The following is a 19321-nucleotide window of genomic DNA, read 5'->3' as shown; positions in this document are numbered from 1 at the left end:
TTTCATTGAGTATTATTTTACCACATTTCATGGAAAAATGGAGAAAGTTTTCAGAAAATATAAAGAGAGCCCGAAGGCTCTCTCATTCTCTTTTATTCTACTGTTTCTTCCACAGTTTCAACGACAGTATCCACAACTACTTCTGTTGTTTCTTCGTTTCCTTCTTCCTCTACTGGAGGATTAAGGTATTCTTCTTCGTTGATAGCTTGTGGTTCAAGGTTACGGTAACGGGCCATACCAGTGCCAGCTGGGATGATCTTACCGATGATAACATTTTCTTTAAGTCCAAGGAGATGGTCTTTCTTACCACGGATAGCCGCGTCAGTAAGGACACGAGTTGTTTCCTGGAAGGAAGCCGCTGACAAGAAACTGTTGGTTTCAAGTGAGGCTTTGGTAATTCCCATAAGGACTGGGCGACCTGTCGCTGGAACACCACCTGCAATAAGAACATCTTTGTTGGCATCTGTAAAGTCGTTGATGTCCATGAGAGTACCCATGAGAAGGTCTGTATCTCCTGGATCCATGACACGGACTTTACGGATCATTTGACGAACCATTACCTCGATGTGTTTGTCACCGATTTCTACCCCTTGGCTACGGTAAACTTTTTGTACTTCACCGAGAAGGTAAGTTTCAACTGACAAGACATCGCGAACTGCAAGGAGACGTTTTGGTTGGATAGAACCTTCTGTCAGAGCAGCACCACGCGCTACTTGGTCTCCAACTTCTACACGCATACGAGCTGTAAATGGAACGACATATTCACCTTCGCCAGTTTCACCCTTAACAAAGACTTTCTTGGTACGAGTTGATGCATCTTCTTCGATAGCTGTAACTTGTCCTTTAACCTCTGTGATAACCGCTTCCCCTTTAGGATTGCGGGCTTCAAAGATTTCTTGGACACGAGGAAGACCCTGAGTGATATCGGTATTTGAGGCAACCCCACCCGTGTGGAAAGTACGCATTGTAAGCTGTGTACCAGGTTCCCCGATAGATTGGGCAGCGATTGTACCGACTGCTTCACCAACCTCAACTGCATCACCAGTCGCCAAGTTGATACCATAACAGTGACGGCAGACACCATGACGAGTGTTACATGTAAATACAGAGCGGATAGTCACTTCTTCCACACCAGCATTAACAATTTCACGCGCCTTGTCTTCTGTAATCAACTCATTTGGACCGATAATCACTGCACCAGTTTCTGGATGTTTAACAGTTTTCTTAGTGTAACGACCGATAAGACGTTCTTCGAGCGACTCGATCATCTCTTTTCCTTCTGCGATAGAACGGATCAAGAGACCACGGTCAGTTCCACAGTCGTCCTCACGGATGATAACGTCTTGGGCAACGTCAACCAAACGACGAGTCAAGTAACCTGAGTCGGCTGTCTTAAGGGCCGTATCGGTCATACCTTTACGCGCACCGTGAGTTGAGAAGAACATTTCCAATACCGACAAACCTTCGCGGAAGTTTGAAAGGATTGGCAATTCCATGATACGTCCGTTCGGAGCAGCCATCAGACCACGCATACCGGCAAGCTGTGAGAAGTTTGAGATGTTACCACGGGCTCCAGAGTCCATCATCATAACGATTGGGTTCTTAGGATCTTGGTTGGCAATCAAGCGTTTCTCAAGTTTTTCACGGGCAGCACGCCATTCAGCTGTAACAGCATTGTAACGCTCGTCGTCTGTAATCATACCACGACGGAATTGTTTTGTGATTTGTTCTACACGTTTGTGTGATTCTTCAATGATTTCAGCCTTGTCATCAACGACTGGGATATCGGCAATACCCACTGTCAATCCTGCAAGAGTTGAGTGATGGTAACCGAGGTTCTTCATGCGGTCAAGTAGGGCAGAAGTTTCTGTCGTACGGAAACGTTTGAAGATTTCAGCGATGATATTTCCAAGGTTTTTCTTCTTGAATGGAGGGTTAAGTTCAAGATTGCTGATTGCTTCCTTGATATCTCCACCAAGTGGCAAGAAGTATTTAGCTGGAACGCCTTCTGTCAAGTTGGCATTGTTTGGTTCTTGCAAGTATGGTAGACCCTCTGGCATGATGTCGTTGAAGAGGATTTTACCAACTGTTGTAAGCAATACCTTGTGTTTTTGCTCTTCTGTCCAAGGCTTGTTGAGGCTGTCTGTTGCGATACCAACACGTGAGTGAAGGTGAACATAACCATTACGGTAAGCCATAACCGCTTCGTCACGGTCTTTGAAGACCATTCCTTCACCTTCACGACCAGCTTCTTCCATGGTCAAGTAGTAGTTACCCAAAACCATGTCCTGAGATGGAGTAACAACTGGTTTACCATCTTTCGGGTTCAAGATGTGCTCAGCAGCGAGCATCAAGATACGAGCTTCTGCTTGGGCTTCTTCTGAAAGCGGTACGTGGATGGCCATTTGGTCCCCGTCAAAGTCGGCATTGTAGGCTTCACAGACAAGTGGGTGCAAGCGAAGGGCCTTACCATCAATCAAGACTGGCTCGAAGGCTTGGATACCCAAACGGTGAAGGGTCGGTGCGCGGTTCAAAAGTACTGGGTGTTCTTTGATCACTTCTTCAAGAATATCCCAGATACGCTCATCTCCACGTTCGACCAAGCGTTTAGCTGCTTTCACGTTTTGCACGATGTCACGAGCAACAATTTCACGCATGACGAATGGTTTAAAGAGCTCGATCGCCATTTCACGTGGCACACCACATTGGTACATCTTAAGTGTTGGACCAACGGCGATAACGGAACGTCCTGAGAAGTCAACACGTTTACCGAGCAAGTTTTGACGGAAACGTCCTTGTTTACCTTTAAGCATGTGGCTCAATGATTTCAGCGGACGGCTACCTGGTCCTGTGATTGGACGACCACGACGACCATTGTCAATCAAAGCGTCAACCGCTTCTTGAAGCATACGCTTCTCATTTTGAACGATGATACCTGGTGCATTCAACTCAAGCAAACGAGCCAAACGGTTGTTACGGTTGATAACACGACGGTAAAGGTCATTCAAGTCAGATGAGGCAAAACGGCCACCATCCAACTGCAACATTGGACGAAGATCTGGTGGAATAACTGGAAGGATGTTGAGAATCATCCATTCAGGTTTGTTTCCAGACTTGTAAAAGGCATCCAAAACATCCAAACGACGGATAGCTTTGACACGTTTTTGTCCAGTAGCTGTTTTCAACTCTTCTTTGAGTTCAGCAATTTCTTTTTCAAGATCTACTTGTTTCAAAAGGTCTTGGATGGCTTCGGCACCCATCTTGGCAACGAATGATCCATAACCATATTCACGCAAGCGCTCACGGTATTCGCGCTCTGTCATGATAGACTTGTGCTCCAGTGGTGTATCCTTAGGATCAATCACCACATAAGCCGCAAAGTAGATAACTTCCTCGAGGGCACGAGGGCTCATATCAAGGGTCAAGCCCATACGACTTGGAATCCCCTTGAAGTACCAGATGTGAGATACAGGAGCTTTCAATTCGATATGCCCCATACGCTCACGACGAACTTTTGTACGCGTTACTTCAACCCCACAGCGGTCACAAACAATCCCTCTGTAACGAATGCGTTTGTACTTACCACAAGCACATTCCCAGTCTTTTGTAGGACCAAAGATGACTTCATCGAAGAGTCCTTCACGTTCTGGTTTCAAAGTACGGTAATTGATTGTTTCAGGTTTTTTGACTTCTCCATAAGACCATGAACGGACTTTACTTGGAGAAGCTAGGGTTATTTGCATACTTTTAAAACGATTTACATCAACCACTATTTCTTCCCTTTCTATTCTAAGTGAACTGCTTATTCTTGTTCAGCAGCTTCTTCTGTTGCTTCCGCTTTTGTTGCTTTTTCAGCTTCTTCAGCTTCAAAGGCTGCTTTAGCCTCTTGTGCTGCTTTTTCGCGGGCTTTTTCAAGGTCATCTACGTGGATGACATCTTCGTCCATTCCTTCATCCAAGTCACGAAGTTCCACTTCTTGGTCATCTTCGTCTAGGACACGCATGTCAAGACCAAGAGATTGCAATTCTTTGACAAGAACTCGGAAGGATTCTGGAACACCTGGTTTTGGAATTGGTTTTCCTTTTGTAATGGCTTCATAAGCTTTCAAACGTCCGTTGATATCGTCAGACTTGTAAGTCAAGATTTCTTGAAGGACATTTGAGGCACCGTAGGCTTCAAGAGCCCAAACCTCCATCTCACCGAAACGTTGTCCACCAAACTGAGCTTTACCTCCAAGTGGTTGTTGAGTAACGGTTGAGTAAGGTCCGACTGAACGAGCGTGCAATTTATCATCGACCATGTGGTGGAGTTTGATCATGTACATGACACCAACTGACACACGGTTATCAAACGGTTCACCAGTACGTCCATCGTAAAGGATTGTTTTAGCATCACTATCCATACCTGCTTCTTTAACAGTTGACCAAAGGTCTTCAGAACTTGCTCCGTCAAAGACTGGTGTTGCGATGTGAATACCAAGAGTACGAGCAGCCATACCAAGGTGAAGCTCCATAACCTGACCGATATTCATACGTGATGGCACCCCAAGTGGGTTCAACATGATATCGACTGGAGTTCCATCTGGAAGGTAAGGCATGTCTTCTACAGGAACGATACGAGAGACAACCCCTTTATTTCCGTGACGTCCAGCCATCTTATCTCCGACCTTGATCTTACGTTTTTGAGCGATGTAGACGCGAACCAGCATATTAACACCTGATTGCAATTCATCTCCATTTGCACGTGTAAAGATCTTAACATCACGAACGACACCATCGGCACCGTGTGGTACACGAAGAGAAGTGTCGCGCACTTCACGAGACTTGTCTCCGAAAATAGCGTGCAAGAGACGTTCTTCAGCTGAAAGGTCTTTCTCACCCTTAGGTGTTACTTTACCTACAAGGATATCACCTTCTTTAACCTCAGCACCGATACGGATAATACCCATTTCGTCAAGGTCTTTAAGGGCATCTTCACCAACGTTTGGAATTTCGCGAGTGATTTCTTCAGGCCCAAGCTTTGTATCTCGTGTTTCTGATTCGTATTCTTCAAGGTGAACAGATGTATAGACATCGTCTTTGACCAAGCGTTCGCTCATGATAACAGCATCCTCGAAGTTGTAACCTTCCCAAGTCATGTAGGCAACGATTGGGTTTTGTCCAAGCGCCATTTCTCCATTTTCCATAGAAGGTCCGTCAGCGATAAAATCGCCTTTTTCAACGACATCGCCAACTTTAACAAGCGTACGTTGGTTGTAGGCAGTACCTGAGTTTGAACGACGGAATTTTTGGATGTGGTAAACGTCCAATGAACCATCTTCACGACGAACTTCTACCTTGTCAGCATCTGCGTAAGTAACTTTACCATCATACTGAGCAATCACAGCAGCTCCTGAATCGTGGGCTGCTTGGTATTCCATACCAGTACCAACGTAAGGTGCTTGAGGATTGATCAATGGCACAGCCTGACGTTGCATGTTGGCTCCCATGAGGGCACGGTTGGAGTCATCGTTTTCCAAGAAAGGAATACATGCTGTCGCAACGGCAACTACCTGTTTTGGTGAAACGTCCATGTAGTCAACAATATTAGCTGGATACTCTTGGTTAACCCCTTGGTGACGTCCCATGACAATCTTCTCAGCAAAGGTTCCATCTTCATTCAGACGAGAATTAGCCTGTGCTACAGTAAATTCATCTTCTTCATCGGCTGTCAACCAAACGATTTCGTTCGTAACAACACCTGTTTCACGGTCAACTTTACGGTATGGTGTTTGAACAAAACCATACTTGTTCAAATGTCCGTAAGATGACAAGTTGTTAATCAAACCGATGTTAGGTCCTTCAGGTGTCTCGATTGGACACATACGACCGTAGTGAGTGTAGTGCACGTCACGTACTTCATATCCAGCACGGTCACGTGTCAAACCACCAGGTCCCAAGGCTGACAAACGGCGTTTGTGAGACAACTCAGAAAGCGGATTGTGTTGGTCCATGAACTGTGACAACTGTGATGAACCAAAGAATTCTTTCACCGCAGCTGTTACAGGACGGATATTGATAATTTGTTGTGGTGTCAAGACTTCATTATCCTGAACAGACATACGTTCACGGACATTACGTTCCATACGAGAAAGTCCAAGGCGTACTTGGTTGGCAAGCAATTCACCAACCGCACGGATACGACGGTTTCCAAGGTGGTCGATGTCATCTACACGGCCAAGGCCTTCAGCCAAGTTGAGGAAGTAGCTCATCTCAGCAAGGATATCTGCAGGAGTGACGATACGAACCTTGTCATCTGGATTAGCATTACCGATGATGGTTACAACACGGTCTGGATCAGTTGGAGCAACAACCTTGAATTTTTGAAGAACAACTGGCTCAGTCACAACGGCTGCATCATTTGGAATATAAACAATCTTGTTCAAGTCACCATCCAAATGGCTTTCAATGCTTTCAATCACACTACGAGTCATAACAGTTCCAGCTTCTACCAAGATTTCTCCTGTTTCAGGATCTACCAACGGCTCTGCAATGGTTTGGTTGAGCAAGCGTGTTTTAACATTGAGTTTTTTATTGATCTTGTAACGACCGACAGCTGCCAAGTCATAGCGACGTGGGTCAAAGAAACGAGCCACAAGCAAGCTACGTGAGCTTTCAGCAGTCTTAGGTTCACCTGGACGAAGGCGTTCGTAGATTTCTTTCAAAGCTTCGTCTGTACGAGAATCCATTGGGTTCTTGTGGATATCTTTTTCAACAGTGTTGCGAACCAATTCGCTATCACCAAAGATATCAAAGATTTCATCATCACCTGAGAAACCAAGCGCACGAACCAAAGTTGTAAATGGAATCTTACGAGTACGGTCGATACGAGTGTAGGCGATGTCTTTTGAGTCGCTTTCAAGTTCCAACCAAGCTCCACGGTTAGGGATAACAGTTGAACCGTAACCCACTTTACCGTTTTTATCAACTTTATCGTTAAAGTAAACACCTGGTGAGCGGACCAACTGAGATACGATGATACGTTCACCACCATTGATGATGAAAGTACCCATTTCTGTCATGATTGGGAAATCACCAAAGAAAACTTCTTGGGTCTTGATTTCGCCTGTTTCTTTATTGATCAAGCGGAAGGTTACAAAAATTGGTGCTGAGTAGCTAGCATCGTGTATACGAGCTTCTTCTAGCGTGTATTTTGGTTCCTTGATTTCATATCCAACAAATTCCAACTCCATTGTGTCTGTGAAGTTTGAAATTGGCAATACATCTTCAAACACTTCCTTAAGACCATGGTCTAGGAAATCTTTGAATGAGTCAGTTTGAATTTCAATCAAATTTGGTAAGTCAAGAACTTCTTTGATTCTTGAAAAACTACGACGGGTACGATGTTTCCCGTATTGAACGTCATGTCCTGCCAAGATGATTCTCCTTTATAAATAAGTTCCAAGCCTTGTCAATCAGGCTTTTCTAATCGTCATATGGTTTTAAAAACCCTTATCACCGTGTCCTCTTGATAAATTTTCAGAATCTTTAAGTCTCTGTTACAAACACACAAAATCCTGAAAAAAAGCACAAAAAGAGCAGCTAAATCTGACTTTTTCAGAAGATTTAACTGCTGTGAGCCTTGTCTGGACAATATTTCAGACAAAACCTACGACAAATGATTATTTATATTATACCCTAATTAGCTAGATTTTTCAAGGGGATTAACGATTTTTTGACAAAATCTTTTCCTATAAAAAACTTGGCATCACATTCGAATCACACTATGGTACAAAAAACTGAAAAAACTATTGACTGAGAATGATTTTCAAGGTATAATAAGAAACGTTAAGGCGGTATAGCCAAGTGGTAAGGCACGGCTCTGCAAAAGCTTGATCGTCGGTTCAAATCCGTCTACCGCCTTCTATAACTTGATTTATCAGGTTTCAAATGAACAGAAAGCCCAATTTGAAGGGCTTTTTTATTTTTTCTTCTGATAAATACGGATAATTTTGAAAAACTTTTGGGGCAAAGTTCTTTCCATGACATAATTCCCTCATGAAATCAACTGAAAAAAGCTTCGTCACGCCTGGTGACAAAAGCCTCTAGTTTACTCTGTTTCTTCTTCTATTTCAACTTCGGTAATTTGGACTTTTACCTTGGTAACACGTCCATTTTTCACTTTATCATTGGTTAAGATAAGTTGTTTATTTTGGCTGACCACTTCATGGCTGAGTTTCTCAGTCGTTGGAATGGTTCCAATTCCTGTCAAATAATAACCAGCGATGGTATCAACGTCATCACTTTCCAGTTCAACATCAAAGTAATTATTGAAATCATTGAGGGTCATAGTTCCTTGAACAATGTAGGTATCCTCACCAATCTGATGAACATCTATTGCTGCCTTGTCCGTTTCATCATCAATTTCACCAACAATTTCCTCTAAGAGGTCTTCCAAGGTCACCAAACCAGCCATACCACCGTATTCATCCAGCAAGATTGCCATTTGTCTTTGGGTATTTCGCAATTCTTTTAGCAAGTCATCCACAAAAATAGTTTCAGGTACAAAAAGTGGATCTTGTAAGATTTTCTTCCAAACAATATTATCAAAACCGTCCACAAAACCAGCCTTAAGGAGACTCTTGGTGTGAATGATTCCAATTACATTGTCCTTATCCCCATCATAAACCGGGATACGAGAATAATTTTGTTTTAAAATACTTTGGATAATGGCTTGACTATCATCCTGAATATCCACCATAAAGGCATCCGTTCGAGGAACCATAACCTCTCGTGCCATCAGTTCATCGAGCGAAAAGACACCTTGTAGCATCTCAATCTCATCAGCATCCAATGTTTCTTCACTATTTGTCAGCATATAGGCAATTTCATCACGGGTCATCTTTTCATCCGCATCATCGAATGACATAGGAGTCAAATGGCTCAAGAAATTGGTCGAAGCAGCTAAAAGCCAAACAAAAGGACTGACTAGTTTTCCGATCCCAATGATAACCGGCGCTGTACGAATTGCCAAGGCATCCTTTAGATTAAGAGCGATTCTCTTAGGATATAATTCCCCAAAAACGATGGAAATATAGGTCAAAAATGCCAAGGATAGAAAAGTTGCCACGGCTTGTGCTGTTTCGCCATTTCCAATCCAAGAGGCAATCACACGGCCTAGAGTATCAGCTAAACTCGCCCCTGATAAGATTGTAATCAGGGTGATTCCTACCTGAATGGTTGATAAAAAGTGGTTAGGATTTTCTAGTACCTTCAGCAGGCGGATGTAGCGTCTGTCTCCTTCTTCCGCCTTTTGTTCAACTCGGGCACGATTAAGAGAAACCATGGCCATTTCTGTGGCTGAGAAAAAGGCATTTAATACCGTCAAGATAAACAATAAAACAAATTGTAGCAACAAATTCTGACTACTTGGGTCTTCCATAGTTCTTCTCCTAAAATAGTATCTTATCCTTTATTATATCACAAAATATAGCTCAGTACATATTATTTTTTTCTTAGTACCTATTCTAGTTCTACTTAAATTGTCCAAAAAAGAACTCCTACATCTTCAAGTGACATAGGAGTTTATTTTGTATTTTACTGAGTAACAGTCACTTCTCCAGTTCGGTAATCCAGTTGAAGCCCTTTTTGAACATTGGGAACTAGGACATTAAATTCCAATTCTCCGTCTGAAGACTTGGCTTCAATCTGTGAAGCTGAAGGAACTAAATCCTCGTTTGAAGCGTAGTAAAGGGTTACACGGTAACGGACACGCTTGTTTTTATCCAAGGCCTTACGTACCATGCTTTCATAGTAGTTTTGACCAGTCGAATCCTCGGCTTGCGCCTGATTTGCCCAGGCTGTTTGAACAGCAATGTTTTTAGGATTGCTTGTTGAGGCATCAAAACCATCCAAGCCACCGATTAAGGCATAGCCTAATAAGTGACCTCTATCGACCGCATGGGTATAAGTACCCTTTAGATTCTTAACCTGATGCCAGCCTGGAGGAGTCCAAGAAGTCGAACCATTCCCAGTTTCTTCACGATTCTTGTACTGGCGAGTGGCCTTAGACAAGAGGGCATTAGCTACGGTTGGAACAGTTTCCTTGCCCACTGTCTTTGTTTTATTATCAGCGTAGGGCTTACTTGAAACCTTGGCATTTAGGTTTGTTTTATTACTATTGACGATAAAAGCACCAGCCCCGTTCCACTCCAGACTCCCTTTTATTTGGCTTTTGACTGCATCTGTTAAGACACTTTCTGCCAATTCTTGACTAGGCGCGTCTGGTGATTGACTTTTCTGACTCATTTTTGTCTTAGCAGCCTGATTGCCTAGTTCATTCTGCTTAATATAATAGCTCCCCGCAGATAAGAGCAATAACACTAGCAAACCAATCAGTGTCTGTCTTGTTTTTTTGTTCATATTTCTCCTTATCTTTAGAAAAAGACTGGTCTCCCAGCCTAATTTCCTGTAAATTTATGAATCAATTCCTGCCATTTTGCTGGAGACAGGATAGCCCACGGATCTTGACCCTTGCCCAAGATTCCATAACCTACCATTAGACCGATTCCTAGGGCTAAAACACCTAAAATCAGTACTATGATGACTAAAAGTAAACGCTTGACTACGTAGCTTGATTTCTTATTCATCTTCATCACTTGCCTCAATCCGCTGAATCTTAGCACCTAACTGCGCCAATTTCTCATGGAAACGGTAGTAGCCTCTATCCAAGTGAACCAATTTACCAACTACAGTTTCTCCCTGTGCTACCAAACCTGTCAAAATCAAGGCTGCACTGGCACGAAGGTCAGTAGAAAGAACTTCCGCTCCCTGCAAAGGTTGCCCACCAACAATACGAGCTGTATCACGGATAATCTCCGAGTGTAAGCCCATACGACGCATTTCTTCTAGGTGTTGGAAACGATTTTCGAAAACTGTCTCCACCATGGTTGATTCGCCTTTTGCGACTGTCATCAAGGCTGTAAATTGAGCCTGCATATCTGTTGGAAATCCTGGGTGGGGCAAGGTTTTCACATGGACAGCTTTTAGATTTTCTAGTTGAGAGCGAACGCGAATTCCTTCCGTCTCCTCCGTCACTTCCACTCCCATTTCAAGCAATTTGGCAATCAAGGGACGGTTGTGCTCCCAAACAGCATCTTTAATCAAGACATCACCACCAGTCATGGCAGCAGCTACCATAAAGGTTCCTGCTTCGATACGGTCTTGGACTACATTGTGAGTCGTACCATGAAGTTTCTCAACACCAGTAATGGTAATGGTCTCTGTACCAGCACCCTTAACCTTGGCTCCCATTTCATTGAGGAGAATGGCTAGGTCCACAATCTCAGGCTCACGCGCAGCATTTTCAATCACTGTCACCCCATCAGCTAGAGTTGCAGCCATCATCAAGTTCTGCGTAGCACCAACACTTGGAAAGTCCATATAGATATGGGCACCGTGTAAGCGATCAGCCTTGGCTTCGATGTAACCAGCTGTCTGGCTAATCTTAGCCCCCATAGCTTCCAGACCTTTCAAATGAAGATCAATAGGACGGCTACCAATCGTACAACCACCTGGCATGGATACCTTAGCATGACCTACACGGGCAAGAATTGGTCCCAAGACAACGATGGAGGCGCGCATCTTGCTGACATACTTATAAGGGGCTTCCTCAGTGATGTCGCCAGTAGCATCCACCTCGACAAGATGAGCCTCCTCATCAAAGTCAACCTTGGCATTCAAACCACCAACCACCTGATTCATAATAAAGACATCCGACAAGATCGGTACATTCTGTAAGACTGTCTTTCCTTCACTTGCTAGAATAGTCGCTGCCAACAAGGGCAAGACTGCATTCTTTGCTCCGTCGATAGTAACACTTCCTACCAGACGATTATCGCCACCTTGAACCACAATTTTGTCCATACTCGTTTCCTTTACTCTTGATTTTATAATAATCCTCTAAGCGCTTCTTGCCACAACTGATACAGGCTGATAAAGAAAGAACTCAAGATATAGCCCATTACAATGCTGAAAAGAGCTAGCAATAAATGAACTTTTCTTGTATTCTCATCTGTCACTTTTAAAACCTTTTCCCATCTAACAAGATCCTTTAAAAGGTAAAAACTCACATAGATAAAGAGCATGTGACTGCTTAGAGTGAATAATAATTGAACCATTTGACTATTATACCATCTTCTCTGTTTGCGCGCTAGTTTGGAAATCCCCCTCAAAATCTAGGGATTGTTTTTCAAGTAATCAATTGCATCTTGTAGGGTTTTAACGGGCACGATTTTCATATCTGTCTTGATTGTTTTAGCCGCTTCTAGGGCTGTTTGGTAGTTGTTTTTCGCATCCGGATGCGCCTTTTGTTCTTCTTCGCTAACAGGGTTATCAGGAGCAAAGAAAATAGCGGCACCTGCTCTAGCAGAAGCTACAACTTTCTTGTCAATACCACCAATATCCCCCACATTGCCATCGCGGTCAATGGTACCTGTACCGGCAACAATACGACCATTACGAAGACCTGGGTGAGCTATTTGAGTATAGATAGCTAGACTAAACATGAGACCAGCACTTGGGCCGCCAATACCAGCTGTTGAAAAGCTAATTGGGACATTGCTGATTACCTCTGTACGATCAATCAAGCCGATTCCAATCCCATTTTTTCCATTTTCCAAGCTGATAATCTTTCCTTCTGCAGACTTGGTTTGCCCATCCTCTTCATAGGTGACCTTGACGGAGTCCCCTAATTTTTGAGAACTGACGTAATCAATCAAGTCTTTGGAACTATCAAATGTCTGATCATTGACTGCTGTGACCGTATCAGAGATATTGAGAATCCCTTTAAAGGTTGAATTATCCGTCACATTCAAGACATAAACCCCAAAGTACTTTAGTTCGATATCCTTACCAGCTGTTTTTAGACCTTGATACTTGGCCATATTTTGCGATGTTTGCATGTAGAATTGATTGATCCGCATAAATTCTACATCGGAAGAACCACCTGTGGTCTCCTGGGCACTACGAATATCTGTAAAAGGCGTCAACCAGGCATAAACCATATGAGCTAATGTGGCATGCTGGACACCAACCGTAACAAAGTGATAGGCACCAGCCGCCTGATCTTCTCTGTCATTTATTTTGAGGACTTGGCGAATATCTTCCGAACCACCTGGAACCTCTATATAGTATGGCAAAGGCACCACAAATGCCAAGAAAGTCACAATCAAGGCCGCAATGACATATAAGGGCCATCTAATCTTTTTTTTCATTTCTTATTTCCTCCAAAATACTCTCAGGAACATAGCAGGCAACATCCTGACCAAACTTCAAAAGCTCTCTAACACCTGATGAACTAATATAGAGATGTTCAGGGCGACTATGTAAATAAATGGTCTCTATATCAGAAGACAGCTGATGATTGTAGTAATCAAAACTGGCTTCATATTGCAAATCCGACGCATTTCTCAAGCCCCGCACTAGGCAAGTAGCCCCCAGTCTTTTTGCAACATCAACTACCAATTCATCATGAGAAGACACAACTTCAACATTTTCCAAATGTTTCAAAGCCGTTTCTAGCCCTCGTTTACGATTTTCTATGGGGAGAAATCCTTGTTTGTGGGGATTAAAAAAAATACCGACATAGAGCTTATCAAAGAGTCTGCTAGCTCGTTCAATGATATCCAGATGTCCATTTGTCATCGGATCAAATGAGCCTGTGAATAAGCCAATCTTATCTGACATAGACTGTCACCTTACTAATTCCATAAATTTTTTCCTTCCAGATGCCCAGGCAGGCAATTTCTTCTGGAAGTTCAACAGCTTTATCCGTCTCACACACGACCATGACAGCTTCAGAAAAAAGCTCCCTCTCAGCCATTTTTTCAATATCTGCTACGATTTGTTCCTTGGCATAAGGAGGGTCTAAGAAAATGAGGTCAAATTTCCCAGATACCTGTTCCAATGCCCTTTCTGCATCCATCTTGAGGAGTTGAAATTTTCCAACTTCCTTGGTCATCTGAATATTTTCAGCCACGATAGACTGAGCCTTACGGTCTCGCTCTACCAAAACAGCACTGGCCATGCCACGTGATACTGCCTCGATAGATAAACCACCACTACCTGCATAAAGGTCCAAGACTCGTCCCCCTTCAAAGTAGGGACCAATCATGTTAAAAATGGCTCCCCTAACCTTATCCGAAGTAGGTCTTGTCGTCTTGCCTTCTAGTGTCTTGAGGGGACGTCCCCCATAGATTCCTGATACGATTTTCATACCGTTTATTATACCAAATTATAGACAAAAAGAGAAAGAAAACCGAACCTTGCGGTTCGATTCTCTATAAAATATTTTCGTAAGTATCGCGAACTTCTTGAGGCCAAACACTTGTTTGCACTTCTCCGATGTGTTTCTTGCGAAGTAAGAACATGGCCATACGAGATTGTCCAATTCCTCCACCGATTGTCAATGGGAATAGGCCGTTCAACAAAGCCTTGTGCCATTCCAATTCCAAGCGGTCTTCATCACCTGTGATGGCAACCTGACGGCGAAGAGTTTCTTCATCGACACGGATTCCCATAGAAGATAGCTCAAAGGCTCCACCCAGAGACTCATTCCAAACAAGAATATCGCCATTCAGACCCTTGTAGCCATTTTCAGACTCACTTGTCCAGTCATCGTAGTCTGGTGCACGTCCATCGTGCGGTTTACCATCTGGCAACTCGCCACCGATACCGATCAAGAAGACTGCTCCAAATTCTTTACAGATCGCATTTTCACGTTCTTTCGGTGTCAAGTCTGGGTAGCGTTCTACCAACTCTTCTGTGTGGATAAAAGTGATTTGTTTTGGCAAGATAGACTCGATGTCATAACGGGCTTCAACAGCTAGCTCAGTAAGGCGAATAGCCTTGTAAATCTTCTCAACTGTCTCTTTTAGATAAGCGATGTTACGCTTACCATTTGGGATAACCTTCTCCCAGTCCCACTGGTCAACATAAACAGAGTGAGTCGCATCAAGCGAATCTTCGTCTGGACGAAGGGCCTTCATGTGGACGAAGAGACCCTCACCCTCACCGAAACCAAAACGAGCCAAGGTATGGCGTTTCCATTTAGCAAGTGAATGTACCACTTCATAAGTAGCGTCAGGGATTTGGAGAACCTTGACCGATACGGCATTCTCCACACCTGATAAGTTGTCCTGCATCCCGTCGCCGACCCTGCTCAAGATAGGACCTTGAACTTCGACAACTTCTAACTTATCTTTCAAATACTGGGTAAAAGTGTTTTTGACAAAGGAAATTTCTTCTTGTTGGTGGATAAAACTTTTCTTCATAGGCTACTCCTCAAAAATTAGTTAAAAGCATTATACACCTATTTCCAAGAAAAGAAAAGAGAAAATTTAAAAAAATCAGTGTCACTCAAAACACTGATTTCATAGACCTTTTAGTCATTGCGACCGAAGATACGTAAAATACTTAGGAAAAGATTGATAAAATCAAGATAGATGCTGAGAGCCATTGACACAACCCAACCTGTCGCTACACGACCTTGTGATTGTTCATAGGCAAGGCGAATCTTTTGGTTATCCCAAGCAATCAACCCTGAGAAAACCAAAACCATGGCTACGCTAATCATATAATCAAAGAAACCGCTAGCCAAGAAAATATTGACTACCATAGCAATCAGTAAACCAATGAGAGCTGCCATCATTGCTCGGCCAAGGCCGCTCAAATCTTTCTTGGTGAAGATACCAACTGCCGCCATGACAAAGAAGAGAAGGGCGCTCGATACAAAGGCAGATAAAACTGTACCCGGAGTATAGAAAGCCACCACAAAACTGAGGGTAAAGCCGTTTAAAACGGAGTAAAGTAAAAATACTGGAAGAGCCGCTGGACTATTTCTTGAAGCCATACTACTGGCAACGAAAACCAAAGCCAACTCCGCAAAAGTAGCAATGGTCAACCAGAGACGCCCCTGCATCAAAAAGTAAACCAACTGAGACTGAAAGACCGTCAACATAAGACCTGATACCAAAGCAGATAGTCCGATTCCCAGACCAACAAAGGCATAAACCTTAGCGTAAAATTGATTGAGACCTGCACGGTCATGTATAATAGTGTGATTCATCCTTTTCTCCTTTTCTATGAACATCTTTCCTTGATTATAACAAAAAAAGTTAAAATTAGCTTAAATGGAAGATTAAAATACCTGCTGCAACGGCAACATTCAAACTCTCAGCCTGTCCCTTCATACTAATGTGGACCAACTGGTCTGCACTTTCAACCATGAGGGGACTAATTCCTTGACCCTCATTTCCCATGACTAGTACAAAATTTTCTATAGGAGGCAGTTCTCTGTAATCAATAGAATCTTTAGATAGGGTTGTTGCCATCACTGGGATAGCTGCCTTTTTAGCTTCCTCAAAAAGCGCTTGGCTCGACATCCGATAAATAGGCAGATGAAAATGACTGCCTTGCATGGAACGTAGGGTCTTGAGACTGTAGATATCTGCCGATTTATCTGAAACAATTACTCCAGTAAAACCTGCTGCATCCGCAGTCCGAATGATGGTTCCCACATTACCAGGATCTTGCACATCTTCCAAAAACAAGAACTTACCCTGACTCAAATCAGCTTGCCCTACCTCTTCTTTTTGAACCACCGCCACAATTCCCTGTGGAGTCTGAGAATCCGCCAAATCTAGCAAAATATCCTCTGACACCCAGACAGTTTGCGGAAACGAGGCTAACTGATTTCGGTAATTTTCTAGGGCAAAGATTTTCTCAATCGTCACTCCAGCTTGAACAGCTTCTTCAAACAAGTGCCAGCCTTCAATCAAATAAGCAGACTTGCGGTATTTTTTTTGGTGTAATTTCTTGGCATTTTTTACCACAGAATTGGCTTTTGAGGTTATAATAGTCATAGAAATATTATAACACAATCAAAGGGGTTTGGTATGCAAAAGGTTAGAATGATTGCCCAAGGTAGGGTACAGGGAGTCGGCTTTCGTTGGGGTGTTTACAGCCTAGCACTTGAAATCGGTGGCATCACAGGCCGAGTATGGAATAACGACGATGGCACAGTGGAAATCTTAGCCCAAGCAGACTCATCCGCTATCATGGCGAAATTTATCCAAGAAATCCGAAAAGGACCCACACCTTTTTCAAAAGTCAGTTACTTAGATGTCAAACTGAGCAACTTTCCTCCCTACCCTGACTTTAAAATCGCAAATTAAGTCTCTAGAACTATTGTATATTTTGTAAAAAAACAGTAGAATAGAAAGGTATAATTTTTAAAGAAGGAATAAAAACAGTGAAATCTATTAAACGTTTTGCACTCTCAGCTATGGGAGTGGCTATGTTGCTAGTCTTAACTGGCTGTGTCAATGTTGATAAATCCACAGGCCAGCCAACAGGAGTCATTTGGAATACTTTCGGAGCGCCTATGGCTGAAGCTATCAAGTACTTCGCCAATGATAAAGGTCTAGGCTTTGGTGTCGCTATCATCATCGTAACCATTATCGTGCGCTTGATTATCTTGCCACTTGGTATCTACCAATCATGGAAGGCAACGCTTCACTCTGAAAAGATGAACGCCCTCAAGCACGTCCTTGAGCCACACCAAACGCGTCTCAAGGAAGCAACTACTCAAGAAGAAAAACTCGAAGCCCAACAAGCTCTCTTTGCTGCTCAAAAAGAGCATGGCATCAGTATGTTTGGTGGTGTAGGATGTTTCCCTCTCCTCCTTCAAATGCCTTTCTTCTCTGCCATCTACTTTACTGCCCAACATACTGAAGGTGTTGCTCAAGCAAGCTACCTAGGCATCCCTCTAGGCTCTCCAAGTATGATTTTGGCTGCCTGCGCTGGTGTCCTTTACTATCTTCAATCACTCCTTTCACTTCACGGAGTAGAGGATCAAACGCAAAGAGATCAAATCAAGAAAATGGCTTACGTGAGCCCAGTCATGATTGCCGGCTTCTCCCTCATCTCACCAGCCAGTGTTACACTTTACTGGGTTGTCGGTGGTTTCATGATGATTCTCCAACAGTTTATCGTCAACTATATCGTTCGTCCAAAACTTCGCAAAAAAGTCCGTGAAGAACTAGCCAAGAACCCACCAAAAGCAAGTGCTTTCTCTAAACCAAGTGGACGAAAAGACGTTACCCCTGAACAACCAACTGCTATCACAAGCAAGAAAAAACACAAAAATCGCAACGCTGGAAAACAACGTTCGAGATAAGAAGAAAAAGGCTTAGCTGGTTTGCTAAGTCTTTTTTGCAAGTCATACTCTTCGAAAATCTCTTCAAACCACGTCAGCTTCGCCTTGCCGTATATATGGTTACTGACTTCGTCAGTTCTATTCACAACCTCAAAACACTGTTTTGAGNNNTTTGATTTTCATTGAGTATCAAAAGCCCGATGTTTCCATCAGGCTTCTTTTTTATCCATGTACACGTTTCATATAGTCTTGATAACTTTCGGTATCCATGAGTTTTTTAGCATTCTTGACGCGATCTGCTGTTGGTGGTTTGACCCCTTCGAGTGAATATGGAATTCCCAGTTCACGCCATTTGAACTCACCCATGGTATGATAAGGTAGAATTTCAAACTTATCAACATTTTTGAGGGTCTTGACAAACTTACCAAGTTCAATCAAGTCATCATCTCTATCTGTCAATCCTGGAACTAGCACGTGGCGAATCCAGACAGGTTTTCCAATATCTGATAGATACTGGGCACAGGCCAAGATATTTTTATTGGTTTGGCTAGTGACAATCTTGTGCTGTTCTTCGTTGATTTCCTTGATATCCAAGAGGACCAAGTCAGTGACAGCCATGAGTTTGTCAAACTTCTCAAGGTAACGTGGTTTATTACGGAAAGGAAGGGCACAGGTATCCAAGGTACAGTGGATTCCTTGTTCCTTAGCCTTGGTGAAGAGGGCAATCAGGAAATCAATCTGCAAGAGGGCTTCTCCTCCACTGACTGTAATACCGCCCTTATTTCCCCAGAAACCGCGGTAGCGCAAGGCTTCTGTCAAGACATCATCTACCGTCCGTTCACGTGACTTATTGGACTCCATAGCCCAAGTGTCCGGGTTGTGGCAATACTGGCAACGCATGTGACAGCCCTGCAAAAAGACAATAAAGCGAATACCAGGGCCGTCTACTGACCCAAAGCTTTCTGTCGAATGCACCATTCCTGTCACTTGTCCATAATCAATTGTTTCTTCAGACATATCGTTACCTTCCTTGAAAACGTTTTATAGTTTTATTATATCACGACTTGAAGGAAAAACAAGATTTTTGCCTATTTTTTAGAAAGCAATCTGTTTTTCAATTTCATTT

Annotated in this window: 17 protein-coding genes and 1 tRNA gene; 3 read left to right on the top strand and 15 right to left on the bottom strand. The window is 43.1% G+C overall.

All coding sequences use genetic code 11. The features are described 5' to 3' along the window. Positions 1-92 precede the first annotated feature (92 nt). Entirely contained in the window at positions 93-3770 is a 3678-nt protein-coding gene (gene rpoC / locus HT730_RS04970; RefSeq protein ID WP_173306985.1) for a DNA-directed RNA polymerase subunit beta', read from the bottom strand. Between the two features lie 32 nt (positions 3771-3802). Further along, positions 3803-7414 carry a DNA-directed RNA polymerase subunit beta gene (rpoB, locus tag HT730_RS04965; protein WP_050261999.1) on the bottom strand — a complete coding sequence of 1204 codons (3612 nt, stop codon included), beginning with the start codon at positions 7412-7414 and terminating at the stop codon, positions 3803-3805. 416 nt (positions 7415-7830) lie between these two features. Between rpoB and HT730_RS04960 the strand changes: the two genes are divergently transcribed. Next, a tRNA-Cys gene (locus HT730_RS04960) sits at positions 7831-7901 on the top strand. On the opposite strand, the gene HT730_RS10620 is transcribed toward HT730_RS04960, so the two are convergent. The 12 genes from HT730_RS10620 to HT730_RS04905 all read right to left on the bottom strand — a co-directional run bounded on the left by HT730_RS10620 (position 7893) and on the right by HT730_RS04905 (position 16900). Continuing rightward, positions 7893-8027, bottom strand: a complete 135-nt coding sequence (locus HT730_RS10620; RefSeq protein WP_259390846.1) for a hypothetical protein — start codon at positions 8025-8027, stop codon at positions 7893-7895. The two genes, HT730_RS04960 and HT730_RS10620, sit on opposite strands and share 9 nt — an antisense overlap. A 61-nt stretch (positions 8028-8088) precedes the next feature. Then, positions 8089-9420, bottom strand: a complete 1332-nt coding sequence (locus HT730_RS04955) for a hemolysin family protein (protein WP_173306984.1) — start codon at positions 9418-9420, stop codon at positions 8089-8091. A 155-nt stretch (positions 9421-9575) separates the two neighbouring features. After that, a complete protein-coding gene (locus HT730_RS04950) occupies positions 9576-10400 on the bottom strand; it encodes a DNA/RNA non-specific endonuclease (protein ID WP_049512960.1) in 825 nt (274 codons plus the stop codon). A 38-nt stretch (positions 10401-10438) separates the two neighbouring features. Then, positions 10439-10627, bottom strand: coding sequence for a DNA-directed RNA polymerase subunit beta (locus HT730_RS04945; RefSeq protein WP_025169706.1), 189 nt, complete (start codon positions 10625-10627; stop codon positions 10439-10441). Beyond that, positions 10620-11903 (bottom strand): UDP-N-acetylglucosamine 1-carboxyvinyltransferase, encoded by a 1284-nt coding sequence (murA, locus tag HT730_RS04940; RefSeq protein WP_112445124.1) that lies wholly within the window; start codon positions 11901-11903, stop codon positions 10620-10622. The genes HT730_RS04945 and murA overlap by 8 nt, the downstream gene beginning before the upstream one ends. Before the next feature lie 23 nt (positions 11904-11926). Continuing rightward, the gene (locus HT730_RS04935; RefSeq protein WP_134990081.1) at positions 11927-12157 is read right to left on the bottom strand and encodes a DUF1146 family protein; all 231 of its coding nucleotides are present in this window, start codon (positions 12155-12157) and stop codon (positions 11927-11929) included. Between the two features lie 57 nt (positions 12158-12214). After that, positions 12215-13252, bottom strand: coding sequence for a SepM family pheromone-processing serine protease (locus HT730_RS04930; RefSeq protein ID WP_173306983.1), 1038 nt, complete (start codon positions 13250-13252; stop codon positions 12215-12217). Beyond that, positions 13236-13724, bottom strand: a complete 489-nt coding sequence (coaD, locus tag HT730_RS04925; protein ID WP_173306982.1) for a pantetheine-phosphate adenylyltransferase — start codon at positions 13722-13724, stop codon at positions 13236-13238. Before coaD ends, HT730_RS04930 begins: the two co-directional genes overlap by 17 nt. Beyond that, entirely contained in the window at positions 13714-14253 is a 540-nt protein-coding gene (gene rsmD, locus HT730_RS04920; RefSeq protein ID WP_138702132.1) for a 16S rRNA (guanine(966)-N(2))-methyltransferase RsmD, read from the bottom strand. The genes coaD and rsmD overlap by 11 nt, the downstream gene beginning before the upstream one ends. Positions 14254-14317: 64 nt before the next feature. Then, complete coding sequence (asnA, locus tag HT730_RS04915; protein WP_000748003.1) at positions 14318-15310, bottom strand: aspartate--ammonia ligase; 993 nt, start codon at positions 15308-15310, stop codon at positions 14318-14320. Positions 15311-15420: 110 nt separating this feature from the next. Beyond that, the gene (locus HT730_RS04910; protein ID WP_001016914.1) at positions 15421-16104 is read right to left on the bottom strand and encodes a Bax inhibitor-1/YccA family protein; all 684 of its coding nucleotides are present in this window, start codon (positions 16102-16104) and stop codon (positions 15421-15423) included. Between the two features lie 55 nt (positions 16105-16159). Beyond that, on the bottom strand, positions 16160-16900 hold the full coding sequence (locus HT730_RS04905) for an RNA methyltransferase (protein ID WP_173306981.1): 741 nt from the start codon (positions 16898-16900) through the stop codon (positions 16160-16162). Between the two features lie 33 nt (positions 16901-16933). Here HT730_RS04905 and HT730_RS04900 point away from each other — a divergent pair, with 33 nt between their 5' ends. Then, positions 16934-17212: an acylphosphatase gene (locus HT730_RS04900; protein ID WP_001174612.1), complete on the top strand. Its 279-nt coding sequence runs from the start codon at positions 16934-16936 to the stop codon at positions 17210-17212. Between the two features lie 77 nt (positions 17213-17289). Next, positions 17290-18216: a membrane protein insertase YidC gene (yidC, locus tag HT730_RS04895; protein WP_173306980.1), complete on the top strand. Its 927-nt coding sequence runs from the start codon at positions 17290-17292 to the stop codon at positions 18214-18216. 201 nt (positions 18217-18417) lie between these two features. Here the strand turns inward: yidC and pflA are convergent, their stop codons facing one another. Continuing rightward, on the bottom strand, positions 18418-19212 hold the full coding sequence (gene pflA / locus HT730_RS04890; RefSeq protein ID WP_001288288.1) for a pyruvate formate-lyase-activating protein: 795 nt from the start codon (positions 19210-19212) through the stop codon (positions 18418-18420). Between the last annotated feature and the right edge of the window lie 109 nt (positions 19213-19321).

This window comes from Streptococcus sp. k-628 (assembly GCF_013277475.1).
Lineage (GTDB): Bacteria > Bacillota > Bacilli > Lactobacillales > Streptococcaceae > Streptococcus.
Note: the sequence above shows the minus strand (reverse complement) of the source record. Positions and strands in the feature narration are given on the sequence as shown.